The sequence below is a fragment of the Stenotrophomonas maltophilia R551-3 genome (assembly GCF_000020665.1).
GTDB lineage: Bacteria > Pseudomonadota > Gammaproteobacteria > Xanthomonadales > Xanthomonadaceae > Stenotrophomonas > Stenotrophomonas maltophilia_L.
Genome location: NC_011071.1, coordinates 4,284,801 through 4,304,203 on the forward strand (window position 1 = coordinate 4,284,801; position 19,403 = coordinate 4,304,203).

A 19,403-nucleotide genomic window follows, 5' to 3' on the forward strand; every position below is an offset into this window, starting at 1 on the left:
CCCTCTTGTTGCCTGCACACTGCCAGCCCGCGCTGGACGATGCCGTGCGCTTCATCAACACTGCGCGCATGACGCCACCGGATCTGCTGAAGCTGGCGGCAGGCGCTGCGATTCTCGGCCTGGCCGCGTTGTCCACCGGAGTGAGCTTCGGCCGCGCCCGGCGTGGCAACCACCTGCTCACCACCTTCTTCGCCTGTTTCGCCGCCGCCAACCTGTTCGGACTGGTGCTGTTGGGTGGGCAAGCCTGGCTGTCGGCCGACGCCGTGCGCTGGCTGCGGGTCATCGAGGTGCCACTGGTCTATCTGCTGGGTCCGCTGCTGTACGGCCATGCGCGTGCGCTGCTGGCGCCGCTGCATCCGCGCGCGCAGCCGTTGCCGCTCGCGCATCTGCTGCCGGCCATGCTCGCGTTCGTCATTTCCCTGTTGAACGCTGTTGCGCCTTTCGAGGCTTCGCCGTTGGGCCATGCCCTGTTCCGGCTCAGCTTCCATGGCTGGCTGCTGCAGGGCGTGCCCTATCTGCTGGCCACGCTGTGGCTGTCATTCCGTACGTCCTCGACCACACAGGGAACGGCCATCCAGCGCAGCGGATTGCGCGGGCTGGCAGTTGTGATGGCCAGTTGCTGGCTTGCCAGCGCGATGAACCGGTGGCCGCCGGATGCCGCTCCGCTGATGGCCAGCATCGGGCTCAGTCTGCTGACCACGGCCGGCATGTACCTGCTGGCGTGCCGAGTGGTGCGCCAGCAACTGCGCGCGCCAGTGAGCATCGCCGCACCGGGCGTGGGGAATCTCATCCCCGCGCCCATCGAAGACGTCGCCGTCGCACGTTACGAGCGCTCGGGCATCGACGCAGTGCAGTGCGCGGCCATCGCCAGCGCGCTGACCGCATTGATGCAGGGCGAACGCCTGCATGAGGCCCCGGGACTCGACCTCCAGGGCTTGAGCCAGCACAGCGGCTGGTCACCCAACCAGGTCTCGCAGGCGCTCAACCAGGGTCTGGGCCAGAGCTTCTCCGAGTTCGTGACCGGCTTCCGCATCACGGCCGCGAAGTCCCTCCTCTCCGATCCGGCTGACCCACGCAGCGTGCTGGACATCGGCCTTGCCGCCGGCTTCGGCAGCAAGTCCACCTTCAACAGTGCGTTCAAGCGCGCCACCGGGCAGACACCCAGCGAGTACCGCCGCAGCCGCGCCACGTCCGGCTGAACGTCCAATCCTTCACGCCCGGTCGAACGACGCCCGGCGCTGCGTTGCCATCAGCGCTCGACCCGACGAAGAAGGTGATGCAATGCGATGGCAACGGATGATGTTCGGCCTGCTGTGGATGCTGGCGGTTCCTGCGCAGGCTGCGGTGGGGGATGCGGCGGGTGTGCTGGCCCGGGCCCGTGCAGCCAGTGGCGGCGAGCCGTGGCTGTCGGTACAGCGCCTGCAGGCTGAGGGCGAGCAGTCGGTCGGTGGCTTGCAAGGCCGCTGGCAGCTCAACCAGGACCTGCGCGCCGGGCGCTATGCCGAACAGGCGCAGCTGGGGACCTTCACCGTTGCGCAGGGTTTCGACGGGAAGCTGTCGTGGCGCCGCGACTACGGCGGCGAAGTAGGCCTGCTGGATGGCACCGTGCCACGCCGCACTGCCCGCACGCAGTCGTGGCTGGCCACTCGCGCCTACTTGTCCAGCGCGTATCCGGCCTCGCGCTTTGCAGGCCCACGTACCGAGGTCCACGACGGACAGCGCTATGACGTGCTGTCGACGACGCCGGAGGAAGCGGACCCGATCGAGCTCTGGTTCGACGCGCGCAGCGGCCTGCTCGGCCGGGTGGTCATCGCCTCCCCCCGCACACCCACCGCCACCACGCTGGAGGACTACCGGGCGGTCGATGGCCTGCTGCTGCCCCATCGCATCATCACCGATACGCTCGATTCCCAGGGCCGAGCCGATCCGCGACTGCGCAGCCACGTGCAGGTGCAGCGCTACCGGGTGGACAGCCCTGTGCCGGATGCGCTGTATGCACCACCGGTGATGGCCGACGACAGCTACATCGACGATGCCAGCGGCACAACCCACGTCCCGTTCGATCTGATCAACAACCATGTCTACGTCGAGGCCGAGGTGGACGGCCAGCCGGCACGCTTCCTGGTGGACACCGGCGCCATCAACCTGCTGACACCGACTGCCGCCAAGCGTCTGGGGCTGACCGCCAACGGTCGCCTGAGCGTGCATGGTGCCGGCGACAATGCCAGCGACCTGGGCCTGGCACAGGCCCGCCACCTGCGCATCGGTGGCGCGCACCTTGCAAACCCGGTGTTCCACATCATCGACCTCGGCCAGCAGATCAACTCGATGGGCGTACCGCATGATGGCTTCATCGGCTACGAGACCTTCCTGCGCTTCGTCACCACCTTCGACTATGGTGCGCGCGTGCTCAGCTTCACCCGGCCGGGCCACTACCATCCACCCGCCAACGCGGTGGCACTGCCGTTCGAGCAGGACGACCGCGCACCGGTACTGAATGGCGAACTGGACGGCATCCCGCTGCGGCTGTGGCTGGACACTGGCTCACGCAACTCGCTGAGCCTGAGCAGCCCATTCGTGCGTGCTCATCATTTGTTGGAGAAGTACCACGCCAGCGAGGAGGCGGTGCTTGGATGGGGCCTCGGTGGCCCGGGCCGCGCGCGACCGGCCCGGCTCGGTGTGCTGCGCATGGGCAGCATCAAGGTCAGCGACCTGGTCGGTGATCTATCCACCACCGACAAAGGAGCGCTGGCCCTGGCCGACTACGGTGCGATTCTCGGTGGCGGCGTGCTGCGTCGCTTCTCCATGGGCATCGACTACGACGCCAAACGCCTCTATCTGGTGCCCAACGCTGAAAGTACGCAGGCCGATGCCTTCGACCGCAGCGGATTGTGGCTGCAGGCCGAGAACGACGCATTGCGGGTAGCGGATGTAGCGCCGACCAGCGCCGGGGCGCGTGCGGGGCTGCGCAAGGATGACCGCATCATCATGATCGACAGCGAGGCAGTGGCCACGCGGATACTGGGTGACTGGCGTGCGCTGCTGCGCGAGCGTCCCGTTGGAACCCGTTTGAGCATCCGCTATCTCCGCGACAGCCGGCAGGTGGATACCGAGCTGGTGCTGGCGGACCGGGTGAAGGAGCGGTGGCCTGCCGATTGAGCCAGGACGGATGCGAACACCGTGGAATATCCATCGACAGCCATCATGGAATGCCGCTGCGCGGCGCCGGTTCTGCGGTGCCGCCGGTGGATGGTCCGCCCGGCCTGCGCGCGTAGCTGTAATCGGGATCCCGGCAGGCGCGCATGATCGGACTTCGTGCGTGCCTGATTACGCCGGGGAACCAGCACAACGCCAGCACCACGGCCCAGATCACAGCCAACCAGAACCATCGGCCCAAGGCATAGGCCCAGATCATGGGCAATGCAGCCAGCAGCACGATGATCTGCGTATACAGCAGGTAGAGCGTGTGCAGGCCCAAGCGGGGATCCGAGCGCAGCATCACGCCACATCCCCTGCATGCCGTCTTCGCCTGCCGTCTCGATGCGGAAAGCAGCGGGAATCGCTGCCCGGCAGCGCCGCAAAGTGGACAGGTGAAGGTCAGCAGGCGCATCAGGCAAGCTCCTCTCTGTCGATTGACATCAACTGCCGGGCACGAAGCCGAGCCTAGCATGGGCCTGTTAGGGGGCGCCGCAAACAGCAACGCCGGGCATGGCCCGGCGTTGTGTTCAAAACAGTCGAGCATGGCTCGACTCTACAAGAGCGAATCAATACTTCCCGTCGAACGCGAAGATCGGCTTGCGCTGCTTCCACGCGCCAGCGGTGAAGTCCGGGAACTCCAGCGTCTGGAAGCTGTTGGCGATGGACTGCTCGCTCAGCGGCGTGATCGCACTCCAGGTCACTGCGTCGTAGATGTCGATCGGCATCGGCGCCTTGGCCTTCAATGCTTCCACGAAGGCGTGGATGACGAACCAGTCCATGCCACCATGACCAGCGCTGGCAGCGGTCTCGGCATTCTGCTTCCACAGCGGGTGCTCGTACTCGTCCTGGTACTTCTTGAACTCTTCCCACTGGTGCGGCGGGCTGCGGCCTTCGATGTGGATCGAATGGTTCACGTCCATCCACAGGCCCTTGGTGCCCTGCACGCGGAAGCCCATCGAGTACGGGCGGGGCAGCGAGGTGTCGTGCTGCAGCAGGATGGTCTCGCCGTTCTCGCAGGCCAGCGTGGTGGTCACGATGTCACCCAGCTTGAACTTCACCTTGGTGCTGGGGTGGGTGGTGCCGCCACTCTTGGCCACGGTGTACTCGTGCAGGCCGCGTGCCTTGGTCGCGAAGGCGTTGATGTGGGTGAAGCGGTTGCCGCGATTGATGCCGGTGTACATCGCGCACGGGCCGATGCCATGGCTGGGGTACAGCTCACCATTGCGCTCCACCGAATGCTCGGTGCGCCAGCGTGCTTCGCTCCAGCCCTTGGGACCGAACTCCACGCCGCTGTCGTAGGGCTGGTTCGGGTCGCCGGAATTGAACTTCACGCCGCGCAGGTCGTGCTGGTAGCCGGCCTGCAGGTGCACCAGCTCGCCGAACAGGCCCTGGCGCACCATCTGCAGCGCGGCCATCACGTCGCGGCGGTAGCAGACGTTCTCCAGCAGCATGTACGGGGTGCCGGTGCTGAGCTGGGTCTTCAGCACGTCCCAGTGATCCTGCAGGGTGATGCCGGCCACCACTTCGCAACCCACCGCCACGCCGGCCTGCATCGCGGCGATCGCCATCGGCGCGTGGTACTCCCACGGAGTGGCGATGATCACGCCATCGATGCCCTTCTGTTCCAGCAGACGCTTCCAGGCATTGGTATCGCGACCCTGGCCGTAGGTCTTCGGTGCCGGCTTGCCGGCCTTGCTGACCATCTCCACGGCGCGGCCGAGCATGATCGGCTCGATATCGCAGACGGCGACAACCTCGACGTCGTCGCGGCGCACCAGTTCCTTCAGCAGCACCAGGCCACGCATGCCGGTACCGATCATGGCCAGGCGCACCTTGCGCCCGCGTGCCCATGCCGGGGTCTGCGGCAGCAGGCTGCTGGCGGCGACAGCGGCGCTGGCCGCGATGAATTCCCTACGCTTCATGGCAAACATCTCTCCTCTTGGCAGCGTGCCGGCCGAAGCCGGCACGCCAGGTCACGCAAACGGAATTACTTGAACCGATAGCCGATGGTCACACTGTAACCACGACCGAAGATCGTTGCGTAGTCACTGGAGTCACCCAGGAAGCTGTTCGGGTCGTAGAACGGCAGGCGGTTGAACAGGTTCTTGACCGTGAAGCTCAGGTTCCACGCATCATCCGGGCGCCAGGTGACGCTCATGTTGGCGGTCCACCACGACGGTGCACCATCACACTTGCTCTTCTGCAGGGCCAGGTAGCCGCCGGTGCAGGTTTCCTTGTTGTTGCTCTTTTCGTCGACCTGGTCGGTGGCCCACTTGGTGCCGCCCACATAGTTGACGAACATGCTGGTGGTCACCTGCTTGTAGGTCCAGTCGGCATTGAGCGTGGCACGCAGGCGCGGGTTGTTGTAGTAGCCCACCACATCGCCGTAGTACCAGCCGCTCGCTTCGTCCATGTAGAAGCGGTTGCGGTTGGCGATGGTGGCAGCCAGACCGATGTTCAGGTTGCCCCAGTCACCCAGCGAGAAGCGGCTGCGCGCGTCGATGTCGAAACCGTCGATCAGGGTCTTGCCACGGTTCTTGTACTGGCCCACCACGCTGGCCACGTTGCCGGCGGAGTAGCCTGGCAGCGTCGAGGGGCAGTTCACGCCGCTGGCCGGGTCGGCGCACATCGCCGCCAGCTGCGCCAGGTTGGCCCGGTCGCTGTCGGTGATCGGCGAACGCGACGAGGAGATGATGTCTTCCATGCGGCGGTAGTCCGGCGCAACGATCTCATTGTCACGGTAGATGAACCAGTAGTCGGCCGACACCGACAGCCAGGTTGCCGGCTCGTAGACGAAACCGAGGGTGGCGATCTTCGCCTTCTCCGGCTTCAGGTCCTTGTTCGGCTGGGTCATGCGCGCCACGGTGCGGCTGCAGTCGACGTTCAGCAGGGTCTTGCCGAGATCGACGTCACCCGGGCGCTGCGACCTCAGCAGCAGGTTGGCGATGGCGTTGGTCTCATTGCAGCGCAGCTCGTCACGGTAGCCGCCCAGCTGCGCGAACACGCCGCCGTTGCCGGACTCGGCCAGGCTCGGTGCACGGAAGCCGGTGGAGTAGGTGCCGCGCAGCATCAGCTGATCGAACGCCTGGTACTTGAAGCCGATCTTCGGCGCGATGTTGGCACTGAAGTTCGGGTACTTGTCCACGCGCACCGCCGCATCCAGTTCCAGCTTGTCAGTGATCGGCGCCACGGTCTCGGCGAACAGCGCGTAGGTGTTGCGCTTGCCGTCGAACCAGGAGCCGCCCTGCTGGGTGATCAGGCCGTTGGCCGCATCGGCGTTGCCCGGGGTGTAGAAGGTTTCGCGGCTTGCATTGAAGCCGAACGCGGCGCGCATCTCACCGGCCGGCAACTGGAACAACGGGCCTTCGATCTTGCCGTCCAGGGTGTGCAGGCGGGTCCACGACTGGATGTCGAAGGTCGGGAACGCTTCACGGATCAACGCAGCGTTGGCTTCGCTGATCTCGCCGAACTTGTACGCCGGGTGGTCGGAGATGATCACGCGGCCGGTACCCGGATCGATCGTGTAAGGGCCGAAGGCCTTCTCGAAGCCCTTGGTGTTGACGTTGATCGTCTGATAGGTGGTGGAGTGGGTACCCGCACTGGCGAACGCGGCCTCCCAGTTCCAGTCACCCCTGCTGCCGCGTGCACCGGCCAGCACGCGGTAGCTCTTGTCGGTGTTGCGCTGGCCGAAGTAGTTGGCGCCGGCATCCTGCAGCAGGTAGTTCAGGCCGACCACGCCGCCCATCATCGCCTTCATTTGCGGGCTGGCGTGGTTGTACTCGTTGTTCGGGCCCAGGAACGGGTACAGGAACTGGTTGACGTTGTTGCCGGTGTTGCGCGAGAACCAGCTGGTCGGGTTGCCGGTGGTGGTGCCGTAGGTGCGCGGCGTGCCGCCGTTGGCGCGCAGGTCGATGTCGGTGTAGGTCGCCTCGGCGAAGATCTCGGTGCTCTCACCCACCAGGAAGGTGCCGTTGAGATAGGCGGTGTTGCGCTCGGACTTGGCGCCGGCATCGATCTCGTTGTTCATCCAGGTTTCCCAGACGCAACGCGGACCGGCCGCCTCACTGGTCAGCACGTTCTTGCAGCCCGGTGCGGCTTCCTGCACGCGGCGGCCGGTGACCGGATCGAAGGCGAAATAGCTGCCCGGGTTGAACTCGCCCGGCTTGCTGCCCACGCCCAGGCGCAGGTCGTTGAGATAGTTCGGCTTGTTGACGTAGTACTGGTCAGGCCGCTTGTCGTAGAAGTCGCTCAGCGGAATCGCGTCGCGGCGGTACATGTTCACCGCGCCGTAGATGTTGAAGCGGTTCTCGGTCAGGTCGCCGAAGCCGGCGGTGATGCTGGCCTGGCGCTCGCCATAGGAGTCGATGCGCGAGGAGGTATCGTTGGTGAAGCTGACCTCGGCGCCCTGGAAGTTGCGCTTGGTGATCACGTTGATCACGCCGGCCACCGCATCGGTGCCGTACACCGCCGAGGCGCCGTCGGTCAGCACTTCCATGCGCTCGATGGCCGCAGCCGGGATCGCATCGATGTTGACGAACTGGGTCTGGAAGCCTGCCGGCGCACCGTAGTACGACAGGCGACGGCCGTTCAGCAGCACCAGCGTGCCCTGTGCACCGAGGCCACGCAGGTTGGCCTGCGATGCGCCATCGGAGCCGGTGAACAGCGAGCGCGAATCCTGCTGCGCTGGCCGCGCGGCCGGCAGGTTGTCGAGCACCTGCAGCAGCGTGCGCGCACCCATGTTCTGGATGTCCTGCTTGCTGATCACCTGCACCGGCGACGCGGTTTCAACGTCGGTACGGCGGATGTTGGAGCCGGTGACCTCGATGCGGGCCAGGTCGGTGGCCTTGTCCTTGCTCTCTTGGGCAACGGCAGGAACGGCGACCGACAGCAGCACGCCGGCGATGGCCAGCGACAGCGGGGCGATGGAACGACAGGGGGGGCGGTGGTGGTGGGCGGGCAACATCGGGGTTCTCTCCTGGCAGGGGTGCGGCGCAACTGAGTGAGCGCGTGGGCGTTCGGCGGGCAAAACGCTCCCGGGCCACGGCCATGAGGGCCGTAGTCGGAATGGGCGGGGGAGGAGCGGTGTTACGTAGGGGTCATGGGGCGACGATGCTGGCGGAGTCGCCCTCCTGGCCGATCAGTACGGCGTTGGCCCAGTTGGCGCAGACCTGGGCGGGTTGGCTGCCCTGCGCACCCAGCGTGCGCAGGCTCAGGGTGGAAAGGCCTCGGATATCCAGCTCCGGCTTGACCACGCCGGGCGCCTTCACCAGGCCGCTGTCGTACAGCAGGCGGTTGTCACCCCAGACCTGGAACTGCAGGCCACCGGCGCTGCGGCAGGCGTCGTCGATGCCGAGATCGGCACGCAGCAGGTGCCAGCCGCCCTGCAGGCGCAGGTCGATGCGGCTGTTGGCGCCGACGCCCAGGCCACGACGGAACTGCAGGCCGTTCATGCGCATGCCGGCGTCGCCACGGAAGGACTGGTCGGTGCGCAGCTGGCTGGCCAGCGCGGCCGGCACCGGCAGCTCGGAGAGATAGCGCTGCCGGGCCGGACGCTCCGGTTCCTGGTGTTCGAGGATGTGGAAGGTGGACAGCGCGATCGGGCCGACGTCGCGCGGCTGCAATGCATCGAAGGCGCGGGCGCTGCCCTGTGCGGCGGTAACCATCGGGTCGGTGCTGCTGGCGCCATCGCCCTCTGGGTTCTGCACGCTCAGCACGCGGAAGCGCAGCAGGCGTCCGGCATGGGCCGGGAAGTCGATGCGCTGCACGCCTTCCTTCAACTGCAGGCGGCCACGGGTGATCGGCTCGCCCCACTCGCCATTGCTGTCGCCCAGGTAGACCTCATAGTCGCGGACCTGGCCGTGCTTCCAGTTCTTGTCGTTGCGCGGTGCGATGTCGATGCCGTCGATCATCCTGCGCTCGCCGAAGCCGATCACCCACTCATGTGCACCGGTGCGCACGGCCTGGTTGCGCACGCTGCGGAACCAGGTGCCCGGATCGTCGTCGAAGGCATTTTCCAGCGCATGGCCGGGCTCTTCGGCCGGGCGGTTGACCACCAGCAGGCTGTCGGCCGGCAGTTCGCGGCCCAGCACCGGCGCGGCCGGATAGGCATCGTCGGCAGCAGCGACGGCCACCGCGAAGTCCAGCTGCAACTGCAGCGGTTGGCGGATGTCCTGCGCGGCGGTGCGCACATGCACGGTGCCACGGCGCTCCTTGGCATCGAAGTACCAGCCTTCGCTGGCGTTGTTGAACGCCGCCGCATCGGCCAGCGCCGGCAGCGCGCGACCACCAGCCTGCACCGCGCGTGGCGCCTGGCGGCTGAGCACGCGCAGGCCATAGCGACGCTGCGCCAGCTGGCCGTTGTACTGGCCCTGCACCGCGTCGATCTGCACCTGTACCGCACCACTGCCTTGCGCAGGTGCCTGCACGCGGATCTGCTGCGTGCTCGATTCACCCTGCTGGTAGCGGCGGGTGTTGCCATCGTCTTCGTACAGCGTGTACTGCGACTCGCCCTGCGGGTACAGGTCGAACGTCACTTCATCCAGCGGCTTTTCGCCGTCGAACAGCATCGACGGGTACATCGGCAGGATCGCACCGGCACGCACGAACACCGGCAGCGTGGCCAGGTCCACCTGGCGGTCGAGCTGGCGACCGTCGGCGGCGGCCTGCACGCGGCGGCCATCCCAGTAGTCGATCCAGCCACCAGCCGGCAGATGGATGTCGCGGCGCCAGCCACGGCTGGCCGCCTGGCTGCGGTACACCGGCGCCACCAGCAGGTCGCGGCCGAGCAGGAACTGGTACTTGTAGGTTTCATCCTGCGCGTGCGGGTCGCGCGGGTTGTCCCACATCAGGCCACGCACCGGCGGCGCGCCGGTCTGTGCGGCCTCGTGCACCAGCCCGTACATGTACGGGGTCAGGCGCATCTTCAACTTCAGGTAATCGCGGTTGATGCTGCGGTAGGGCTCGTCGTACCACCACGGGTGCTTGCGCGCGTTCGACGACCAGCCGCTCATGCCCATCAGCACCGGCGTGAACGCCTTCCACTGCAGGTCGCGGGTGAAGGTCTCGGCGCTGCCGCCGAAGATCGCATCGACATCGCCGCTGGCATAGGCCATGCCGGACAGGCCCGACCCGACCAGGGTCGGCACGTGCCAGCGGATGTAATCCCAGCTGCTGCTCTGGTCGCCGGTCCATGCCACCGCATAGCGCTGGATGCCGGCCCAGCCCATCACCGTCCACAGGAACGGGCGCGAATCGGAATTGTCGAGGATGCCGTTGAAGGCCTGGCGATTGGCGTCCATCGCGAACTGGTAGCCCTTGCCGGTCCAGGCCACGTCCAGCTTCTGCACGCGGCTGCCGGCCTTGCCCACTTCCCAGGCGATCTTGTCGACACCGTTCTCGGTCCACAGGCCGGTGCGGAAGCCGTACTTGGCCAGCCCCTTCACCGTTTCCGGCAACTGCTTGTAGCCGCAGCCGTAACCATCATTGGGCAGGATCCAGCCACCGGGCATGTCGTTGGCGCGGTACTGCTTGGCCACCGAGTCGATCACATCCGGCGTGGTGCCGGTTGGGCCATCGCTCCAGCCTTCGGGCACGGTGCCGGGCTTCTTGCTGTTGTCGCCGTCGTTGTAGCAATCGGCATCGCCGTAGGACAGCGCCCAGCGCGCCACCATGTTCGGGCGGCCGGTCAGCTGGGTATAGCGCTCGATCAGTTTCGGCAGATCGGCGCCGACGAAGTAGTACGCATCGAAGCGGTCTTCGCGGTGCAGCAGCGCGGCCTGGTCAGCCTCGCGCAGGTCGTAGCTGCCATCGCTCCACGTGTTGCGCAGCATGCCCCAGCCGCGGCTGCTCAGCAGCATCGGTGCCGGGCTGGGGCGGTCGCCCTCTTCCCAGCCGCCGGAATAGGACACTTCCAGCTCGCGGCCCTTGAACTGGTAACGGCCATTCTGCTGGCCACCACCGTAATAGCCTTCATCGGCCTGCGAGGACAGCACCTGCACGCTCTGCGTGGCATCCAGGTCCAGCGGCTGCAGTTCCTGCCACAGCGCGGTGGGCTGACCGTTGTCCAAGCGCTCCAGGCGCAGGCGCAGCGGTTGCCGCTGCACATGCAGCACCAGCGCATCGGTGCGTACGCGGATTTCCTGCGCGTCTTCTTCCAGCTGCGCCTGCACGTTCGCCTTGGGCTGCGGCAGCACGATCGGCGCGGCCTTGTCGCCTGCACCGGTGAGCTTGCCGTTGCGGCCGGCCTGCACGCGGATGATGTCGGTGGCCGGCAGTTCGATGCGGATGCGCGCGCCCTTGTCGGTCTGCAGGTCCCAGCCCTGCACGCCGTCGCGGCTGGCGCTGGCGCTGACCGAACGCAGGTTGCCGACCGGCTCGGCCTGGGCCGGCATGGACGCCAACATCAATGCCGGCAACAGGGCCAGCATCAGCGGCGAGCGACGAACGCAGATTTCCACACGGACTCCCAACCCGTTCACCGGGCGTTTCGAAAGCGGTTGGGCCGACTCTAGGGCAGCGATTCGAAAGATGTCAACAAATTGAAAGGAAAAAGGAAGATATATTCCTTTGAAACGAAAGTTGTTGCGTTGCAATACTTTGTGTAAGCGCTTGCAGACCTCTGTTAAGCGTTGTGCGATACGGCATTTGCCCACACCTTTCGTTTTCCCGAGGCACCCGCCCGTGGAAAAGGCGTCAGTTCTTTTTCTTTCTTTTTACTTTCGGTATTTGACATTTCGAAAGAAAACACAGATCGTGCGCTGGCCCAACTGGAACCTCTGAATGGACGTCACCCTGCTTTCCGATGTGTCCGCCTGGCAGCGCCTTGGCGGAGCCGATACCGCTACCGAAATCGCGCAGCAGCCTGCGCTGTGGGAGGCCCTCGCACAGGACCTGTCGCGTGCCCGCGACCGCCTGCAGGCCTTCCTCGGCGACAGCCTCAATGATCCCAACCAGCGCGTGCTGTTCACCGGCGCCGGCAGCTCCGGCTTCATTGCCGAAATGGTGGCCGATGCAATCAACGCGCAATGGCCGGCCGATGTGCGCGTGGTGCATACCACCAGCCTGCTGACCCACCCGGCGCTGTACCTGCAGCGCGAGCGCCCGACCCTGCTGGTCTCGTTCGGCCGCAGCGGCTCCAGCCCGGAAAGCGTGGCGGCGGTGGACCGCGTGCGCAGCGACGTGGATGACGCGCGCTTCCTCGACATCACCTGCAATGCCGATGGCGAACTGGCCCGTCGTGGCGCCGGCCGTGCCGATACCTGCACCCTGCTGATGCCGTCGGCCAGCTGCGACCGTGCCTTCGCCATGACCAGCAGCCTGACCTGCATGCTGCTGGCCGCACTGACCGTGTTCGATCATTCGCCGTGGGATGCGCGCGTGGCGCGCCTGAAGCACATTGCAGCGCTGGCCCGCGAAGGCCAGGCACAGTGGGATGCACCGGTGGCGGCGCTGGCGCAGCGCCCGTTCAACCGCATCATCTATCTCGGCAGCGGCCCGCTGGAAGCGCTGGCACGCGAGTGCGCACTGAAGGTGCTGGAGCTGACCGCCGGCCGCGTGCTGGCGCTGGCCAACACGCCGCTGGGCTTCCGCCACGGCCCGAAGTCGACGCTGGACGGCAACACCCTGGTGGTGGTGGTGCGCAGCGTGCAGCCGCTGGCGCGCCGCTTCGAACAGGACCTGCTGGAAGAACTGCGCCGCGATGGCGTGGCCGGGCAGGTACTGGCGATCGGCCCGCATTCGGATATCGGCGCCGATGACGAGTACACCCTTACCGTACCGGCACTGGATGATCCGTGGCTGGCGCCGGTGTGGCTGGGCTTCGCGCAGCTGTTCGCGCTGCAGCGCTCGGCTGCGCTCGGCCTGACCCCCGACAACCCGTTCCCGGACGGCACCGTCAACCGCGTCGTCAAGGGCGTCACCATCCACCATGGCTGAGCTGATCGCCCACGCCTGCTACGGCATCGACATCGGCGGCACCAAGATCGAGCTGGTGGCGTGCGATGCGGCGATGCAGGTCACCTGGCGCCGCCGGGTGGCCACGCCGCAGGGCGACTACGACGGTTTCCTGCAGGCGGTGGTGACCCTGGTCGCCGAGGCCGATGCCGCGCTGGGCCGCAGTGATGCGGCCATCGGCATCGCTCTACCCGGCGTGCGCGACCGCCGCAGCGGCCGCCAGCTCAGCGCGAACGTGCCTGCGTTGACCGGGCACAGTGTGGCCGCCGACCTGCAGGCACGCCTGCAACGTCCGCTGCATTTCGGCAATGACCTGCAGTGCTTTGCCCTGTCTGAAGCACACGGCGGTGCGGCCGACGGCTATCCCAGCATGTTCGGCGCCATCCTCGGCACCGGCGCGGGTGGTGGTTTCTGCCTGCAGGGCCGCCTGCTGTCCGGTTTCAACGGGCTGGCCGGCGAATGGGGCCACTGGAGCGTGCCCGGTCATCTGCTGCAGCGCCACGGCCTGCCGCTGATCGACTGCGCCTGTGGCCTGCAGGGCTGCGTGGAGCGCTATGTGTCCGGCAGCGGCGTGGCGATGATCGAACGCCACCTCGGTGGCAGCGCCGCAGATGCCAGCGCGGTGATTGCATTGGCCGAAGCCGGCGACGCCCGCGCGCGCAAGGCGCTGGACATCCATCGCGACCTGCTCGGCCATAGTCTGGCCGCGCTGGTGCTGGCGCTGGACCCGCACGTGATCGTGCTCGGCGGTGGTCTTTCACAGTACGCGCCGCTGTACCAGCAGCTGCCCGACGCCATCGCCGCCCATCTGTTCAAGGGTGTGCAGGTGCCACCGATCGTGCCACCACGCTTCGGCGATGCCGGTGGCGCACGTGGTGCTGCCCTGCTCGCCTGCCAACCCTCGTTTTCCTGATGTCCGGAGCCTGACCATGTCCCCGTTGCAGACCCTGCTTGCCTCCCACCGCGCCGGTGCCAACGTCGGCCTGTACAGCGTCTGCTGCAGCAACGAGCAGGTGCTGCGCGCGGCCATGCACGTGGCGCTGGCACACGGCACCGTGCTGCTGATCGAGGCCACCTCCAACCAGGTCGACCAGTTCGGCGGCTATACCGGCATGACCCCGCCGCAGTACCGCGACTACGTCGGCACTCTGGCCGATGAGGAAGGCTTCCCGCGCGAACGGCTGATCCTGGGCGGTGACCACCTCGGCCCGAATGCCTGGCAGAAGCGCCCGGCTGCCGAAGCGATGACCCACGCGCGCGTGCTGATCGAAGCCTACGTCGCCGCCGGTTTCCACAAGATCCACCTGGACTGCAGCATGTCCTGCGCCGATGACCCGGTGCCGCTGCCCGATGCAATCGTCGCCGCGCGTTCGGCCGAGCTGGCCGAGATCGCCGAACGCACCGCCGCCGAACACAGCCTGCCGCCGCCGGTCTACGTGATCGGTACCGAAGTGCCGATTCCCGGTGGCGAAGCCTCGCTGGCCGAAGGCCTGCAGGTGACCACGCCGGCCGCCGCCGCGCAGACCCTGGCCATCCACCAGCAGGCGTTCGATACGCCGCAGCTGCGCGAGGCGTGGCAGCGCGTGATTGCGATGGTGGTGCAGCCGGGCGTGGACTTCGACCACAGCAGCGTGCACGAGTACGACGCGGCCGCCGCCAGCACGCTGGCCGGCTTCCTCGAACAGCAGCCGCGCATCGTGTTCGAAGCGCATTCCACTGACTACCAGCGCGAAAGCGGCCTGCATGCACTGGTGCGCGACCACTTCGCCATCCTCAAGGTCGGCCCGGCCGCCACCTTCGCCTACCGCGAAGCACTTTTCGCGCTGGCCGCGATCGAGGCTGAACTGCTGCCGGCCGCACAGTGCTCGCGCCTGCCGCAGGTGCTGGACGAGGTGATGGTGGCGCAGCCGAAGTACTGGCAGTCCTATTACCAGGGCGATGAGGCCGCGCTGCGCCTGTTGCGCAGTTACTCCTTCAGCGACCGCTGCCGCTACTACTGGGGCGAGCCGGCGCTGGTGCAGGCGGTGCAGACTCTGTTCGCCAACCTGGAGCAGCATGCGCCGCCGCTGGTGCTGCTTAGCCAGTACCTGCCGGAGCAGTACCGCGCCGTGCGCGAGGGCCGCCTGGCCAACACGCCCACCGCACTGGTGCAGCACCGTATCGGCCTGTGCCTGGGCGAATACGCCCGCGCCTGCAGCGCCAACCAAGCCGGAACCCGCGCGCAGAACGCAGGTTCGGCTGCCGCCGTTGCTGCGAACGGCTAATCTCCCCCCTTTCCCCGCGAAACCGAGAATGGCCATGCGCAACACCCGCTCCCGCCGGCAACAGATCCTGCAGCTGCTGATCGAGCACGGCTCGGTGCAGGTGGCCGATCTGGTCGAGCGCTTCGGCGTGTCGGCGGTGACCATCCGTGCCGACCTGACCCACTTCGAGTCGCAGGGCCTTGCCAACCGCACCCACGGCGGCGCCACCCTGGTACGCACGCCGCCACAGGAACAGGACATCCACGAGAAGGACGCGCTGAACCTGCCGCTGAAGGAATCGATCGGTGCGCGCGCCGCGCGCCTGGTACAGCCCGGCGACAACATCATCATCGATTCCGGCTCGACCACGATGACCTTGGCCCGCCACCTGCGCGCGCATCGCGATGTAACGGTGATGACCAACGGCCTGAACATCGCCTGGGAACTGGCCAATGCGGCCGGCATCACCGTGCTGCTGACCGGTGGTCTGCTGCGCCAGCAGTCGCTGTCGCTGCAGGGCAGCCAGGCCGAAGCCAGCCTCAACTCGTACAGCTTCGACACCCTGTTCCTGGGCGTGGATGGCCTGGACCTGCAGTTCGGCCTGACCACCCACGATGAAGCCGAAGCCCGCCTCAACCACCGCATGGTCGAGCGCGCACGCCGTATCGTGGTGCTGACCGACGCCTCCAAATTCGGCCGCGTCAGCCTGCACCGCATCGCCCTGCTGGATCAGATCCACGCCATCATCACCGACGCCGGCATTGACGACGCAACCCGTGAGGGGCTGCAACGGCTGGGCATCGAAGTGATCATCGCCGAGCCCGCCGCATGACCGACACCCGCACCCTGCATGGCCGCATCCTCACCCCGCTGGGTTGGCGGCGTGGCTACGTCCACTTCGATTCGCAGGTGCGCCAGCTGCAGGTGGATGACCACAGCGGTGCTGACGACCTGCAGCTGCCGGTGATCCTGCCCGGCTTCATCGACCTGCATGTGCATGGCGCGGCCGGCGTGGACCTGATGCAGGGCGGCGACGTGGCACGCACCATCGCCCGCACCCATCTGCGCTTCGGTACCACCACGCTGCTGGCGACCACCATGACCGCCGGGCTGGACGAGATCGAGCACGCGCTGCAGGGCGTGGCCGCCACCATGGCGGCACCCGATGCAGACGCCGCCAGCATCGTCGGTGTGCATCTGGAAGGACCGTTCATCAGCCCGCAGCGTCTGGGTGCGCAGCCCAATCGTACGATCGAGGCGACGCTGGCGCTGGTGCAGCAGCTGCACGCACTGGCTCCGATCCGGGTAATGACGCTGGCACCGGAGATCGGCGAGCACACCGCATTGATTCCCGCGCTTTCGGCAATGGGCATCCGCGTGCAGCTCGGCCACAGCGCTGGCACCTACGAGGAAGGCGTGGCCGCGCTGCAGGCCGGTGCCTCCGGCTTCACCCACCTGTTCAACGGCATGACCGGCGTCGATCACTATCGCCCGGGCATTGCGGCGGCGGCGCTGGCACATGCGCAGTACGCCGAGATCATTCCCGACCTGCAGCACATCCACCCCGGCGTGATCCGCCTTGCCGCGCGAGCGATTCCGCGCCTGTACGCGGTGACCGACGCAACCGCCGCCACCGGCATGCCCGATGGCGAGTACGCCTTGGGCGAACAGCGCGTGCACAAGTGCGGCGGCTGCGTGCGCCTGGCGACCGGCTCGCTGGCCGGCAGTGCACTGACCATGGACCAGGCGCTGCGCAACCTGGTGCGTGTGGGCCTGGAGCTGGCCGATGCCTCGCAACGTGTTTCCACCTTCCCGGCCGCGTATCTCGGCATGGACGATCGCGGCCGCATTGCGCCCGACGCCCGCGCCGACCTGGTGGTGCTGGATGCCGAACTGCGCCTGCAGCAGGTGGTGGTGGGCGGGCGGGTAGTTGATTTGAACGCCGCAAACGCCTGATATCTGCGTTTTTGTAGAGCCGAAGGCAATGGCAGGAGCCATTGCCAACGTCGCTTGCGACGGCCCGGAGGGTGCCGATCAGGACGATCGGCATAGCCATGCTCGGCTCACCGCGCGAAGCGCGGCATGGAGAACCTCAATATCGGAACGGAAAGCAGCCGAGCATGGCTCGGCTCTACATGAAGCGCGCAAGCGCAATGCCTCAGCCCCGCACCATCCCCGTTATTCCAGGAATACGCCGATGACCGCAGCCGCCGCACCTGCCGTACCCGCTTCCACCGCTCCGCGCTGGCCCGTACGCTACCTGCTCTTCATCGGCGGCCTCGGTGGCCTGCTGTACGGCATCGACATCGGCATCATCGCCGGCGCCCTGCCCTATCTTGAAGCCACCGCCAGCCACGCCTGGCAGCTCAGCAGCCAGCAGCTCGGCTTCGTCGTGGCGGCGGTGCTGCTGGGCAGCGTGCTGTCCTCGCTGTTCGCCGGCATGGTCGCCGACCTGATCGGTCGCCGCGGTGCGATGCTGCTGGCCGGCCTGCTGTTCACCGCCTCGATCCCGATCATGGCACTGGCCTCCGGCTACACGCCGCTGCTGCTGGGACGCCTGCTGCAGGGCATCAGTGGCGGTTTGATCGGCGTGGTGATTCCGCTGTACCTGGCCGAAGTGCTCAGCCCCGAGCGACGCGGGCGCGGCGCGGCCATGTTCCAGCTGCTGCTGACCATCGGCCTGGTGCTGGCGGCGCTGATCGGCCTCTATCACGCGCATGCGGTGGATGCCGCCGCTGAAGCCGTGCGCTCATTGCCGGTGGCGCAGCAGGCGCAGGAGCTGTTTGCGGTGAAGGACCACGCCTGGCGCACCATCTTCTGGACCTGCCTGGCACCGGGCCTGCTGTTCTGCGCCGGCATCTTCTGGCTGTCCGAATCGCCGCGCTGGCTGGTGCGTCGCGGCCGCATCGATGATGCCCGCCGCAGCCTGCAGCGCGTGCTGCCCGCTTCGGAGGTCGAGCCGACGCTCGCACAGATCCAGGCGCCGGAATCCAGCAGCAACAGCGGCAAGCGCGACCCGCTGCTCAGCCGCCGCTATGTGGTGCCGTTCGTGCTCGCCTGCGTGGTCCTGGCCTGCACCCAGGCCACTGGCATCAACTCGGTGCTGGCCTATGCGGTGAACATCCTCAACCAGGCCGGCCTGTCCGGCTCGGTGGCCAATGGCGCCGACGTGGCGATCAAGCTGCTCAACGCGGTAATGACCGTGGTCGCGCTGCTGCTGGTCGACCGCAAGGGCCGCAAGTTCCTGCTGATGCTTGGCAGTGGCGGCATCTGCGTGGCCCTGCTGGCCGCGGCGACACTGTTCTTCCAGGCCGAGCGCGGTCGCACCGACGTGCAGCCGCAGCTGCAGGCGGCGGTCAGCGGCGATGGCCTGCAGCTGGTACTGGACGATGCGCAGTGGCATCGCTTGGGCGCTGGCATCGACAGCGAAGGCCGGCCGATGCAGTTGACCGTCTCCTACGCCTACGGTGACTTCACCAATGTGCGTGCCCTGCGCAGCGACAACCTGATTGATCGCGAGCTGCGCATCGAGCGCGCCGGCACCGTGCAGCCGGACAGTGTGATCGGCGCGTTCTTCCGCAAACTCCATCTGAACCCGTTCGCCGACCCGGCCGCTGCGGCGCAGGCGCCGCTACGCATCGAACAGGCCCGCATCGGCCCGGTGCCGCCACCGGCACACGGCTGGGCAGTGGCCGCCTGCATCCTGGTGTTCGTCGCGTTCTTCGCGGTCGGCCCCGGCGTATGCGTGTGGCTGGCGCTGTCGGAGCTGATGCCGAACCGCATCCGCTCCAATGGCATGAGCATCGCGCTGCTGATCAACCAGTTCGTGTCGACCACCATCGCCGCGATCTTCCTGCCCACCGTGGGCCACTACGGCTACGCCAGCATGTTCGTGTTCTGGGCGGCGTGCACCTTCGTGTTCTTCCTGGTGGCCGCGTTCTGGCTGCCGGAAACCAAGGGCAAGTCGCTGGAAGAGATCGAAGCGCGGTTCGCCCGGTAGCGGTCGACCTG

General features: G+C 67.0%; 12 protein-coding genes. 8 read left to right on the plus strand and 4 right to left on the minus strand.

What is annotated here, in order from left to right; translation table 11 throughout:
• Positions 1-44 precede the first annotated feature (44 nt).
• Together SMAL_RS19340 and SMAL_RS19345 are read left to right on the plus strand one after the other, a co-directional pair.
• On the plus strand, positions 45-1,199 hold the full coding sequence (locus SMAL_RS19340; protein ID WP_232053991.1) for a helix-turn-helix transcriptional regulator: 1,155 nt from the start codon (positions 45-47) through the stop codon (positions 1,197-1,199).
• An 82-nt stretch (positions 1,200-1,281) separates the two neighbouring features.
• On the plus strand, positions 1,282-3,159 hold the full coding sequence (locus SMAL_RS19345) for an aspartyl protease family protein (protein ID WP_012512383.1): 1,878 nt from the start codon (positions 1,282-1,284) through the stop codon (positions 3,157-3,159).
• A gap of 43 nt (positions 3,160-3,202) precedes the next feature.
• Here the strand turns inward: SMAL_RS19345 and SMAL_RS19350 are convergent, their stop codons facing one another.
• The 4 genes from SMAL_RS19350 to SMAL_RS19365 all read right to left on the minus strand — a co-directional run bounded on the left by SMAL_RS19350 (position 3,203) and on the right by SMAL_RS19365 (position 11,654).
• Positions 3,203-3,610, minus strand: a complete 408-nt coding sequence (locus tag SMAL_RS19350) for a hypothetical protein (RefSeq protein ID WP_012512384.1) — start codon at positions 3,608-3,610, stop codon at positions 3,203-3,205.
• Between the two features lie 154 nt (positions 3,611-3,764).
• Positions 3,765-5,120: a Gfo/Idh/MocA family protein gene (locus SMAL_RS19355; RefSeq protein ID WP_012512385.1), complete on the minus strand. Its 1,356-nt coding sequence runs from the start codon at positions 5,118-5,120 to the stop codon at positions 3,765-3,767.
• Positions 5,121-5,185: 65 nt separating this feature from the next.
• Entirely contained in the window at positions 5,186-8,161 is a 2,976-nt protein-coding gene (locus SMAL_RS19360) for a TonB-dependent receptor plug domain-containing protein (RefSeq protein WP_012512386.1), read from the minus strand.
• Positions 8,162-8,294: 133 nt separating this feature from the next.
• The gene (locus tag SMAL_RS19365; protein WP_012512387.1) at positions 8,295-11,654 is read right to left on the minus strand and encodes a TIM-barrel domain-containing protein; all 3,360 of its coding nucleotides are present in this window, start codon (positions 11,652-11,654) and stop codon (positions 8,295-8,297) included.
• Between the two features lie 322 nt (positions 11,655-11,976).
• On the opposite strand from SMAL_RS19365, the gene SMAL_RS19370 reads away from it, so the two are divergent.
• From SMAL_RS19370 to SMAL_RS19395, 6 genes are all read left to right on the plus strand, one after another.
• Positions 11,977-13,131, plus strand: a complete 1,155-nt coding sequence (locus SMAL_RS19370; protein ID WP_012512388.1) for an SIS domain-containing protein — start codon at positions 11,977-11,979, stop codon at positions 13,129-13,131.
• Complete coding sequence (locus SMAL_RS19375; RefSeq protein WP_006399924.1) at positions 13,124-14,062, plus strand: ROK family protein; 939 nt, start codon at positions 13,124-13,126, stop codon at positions 14,060-14,062. The genes SMAL_RS19370 and SMAL_RS19375 overlap by 8 nt, the downstream gene beginning before the upstream one ends.
• A 16-nt stretch (positions 14,063-14,078) precedes the next feature.
• A complete protein-coding gene (locus tag SMAL_RS19380) occupies positions 14,079-15,413 on the plus strand; it encodes a D-tagatose-bisphosphate aldolase, class II, non-catalytic subunit (protein ID WP_012512389.1) in 1,335 nt (444 codons plus the stop codon).
• A 34-nt stretch (positions 15,414-15,447) separates the two neighbouring features.
• Positions 15,448-16,224: a DeoR family transcriptional regulator gene (locus SMAL_RS19385; RefSeq protein WP_012512390.1), complete on the plus strand. Its 777-nt coding sequence runs from the start codon at positions 15,448-15,450 to the stop codon at positions 16,222-16,224.
• Positions 16,221-17,348, plus strand: coding sequence for an N-acetylglucosamine-6-phosphate deacetylase (nagA, locus tag SMAL_RS19390; RefSeq protein WP_012512391.1), 1,128 nt, complete (start codon positions 16,221-16,223; stop codon positions 17,346-17,348). Before SMAL_RS19385 ends, nagA begins: the two co-directional genes overlap by 4 nt.
• 241 nt (positions 17,349-17,589) lie before the next feature.
• Positions 17,590-19,392, plus strand: a complete 1,803-nt coding sequence (locus tag SMAL_RS19395; protein ID WP_012512392.1) for an MFS transporter — start codon at positions 17,590-17,592, stop codon at positions 19,390-19,392.
• Positions 19,393-19,403 lie beyond the last annotated feature (11 nt).

What these genes read in the sequence shown, in the direction of transcription:
- SMAL_RS19355 (WP_012512385.1), bottom strand. Translation starts at nt 5,120, where the DNA reads ATGAAGCGTAGGGAATTCATCGCGGCCAGCGCCGCTGTCGCCGCCAGC.
- SMAL_RS19370 (WP_012512388.1), top strand. Translation starts at nt 11,977, where the DNA reads ATGGACGTCACCCTGCTTTCCGATGTGTCCGCCTGGCAGCGCCTTGGC.
- SMAL_RS19395 (WP_012512392.1), top strand. Translation starts at nt 17,590, where the DNA reads ATGACCGCAGCCGCCGCACCTGCCGTACCCGCTTCCACCGCTCCGCGC.
- SMAL_RS19385 (WP_012512390.1), top strand. Translation starts at nt 15,448, where the DNA reads ATGCGCAACACCCGCTCCCGCCGGCAACAGATCCTGCAGCTGCTGATC.
- SMAL_RS19360 (WP_012512386.1), bottom strand. Translation starts at nt 8,161, where the DNA reads ATGTTGCCCGCCCACCACCACCGCCCCCCCTGTCGTTCCATCGCCCCG.
- SMAL_RS19350 (WP_012512384.1), bottom strand. Translation starts at nt 3,610, where the DNA reads ATGCGCCTGCTGACCTTCACCTGTCCACTTTGCGGCGCTGCCGGGCAG.
- SMAL_RS19375 (WP_006399924.1), top strand. Translation starts at nt 13,124, where the DNA reads ATGGCTGAGCTGATCGCCCACGCCTGCTACGGCATCGACATCGGCGGC.
- nagA (WP_012512391.1), top strand. Translation starts at nt 16,221, where the DNA reads ATGACCGACACCCGCACCCTGCATGGCCGCATCCTCACCCCGCTGGGT.
- SMAL_RS19345 (WP_012512383.1), top strand. Translation starts at nt 1,282, where the DNA reads ATGCGATGGCAACGGATGATGTTCGGCCTGCTGTGGATGCTGGCGGTT.
- SMAL_RS19380 (WP_012512389.1), top strand. Translation starts at nt 14,079, where the DNA reads ATGTCCCCGTTGCAGACCCTGCTTGCCTCCCACCGCGCCGGTGCCAAC.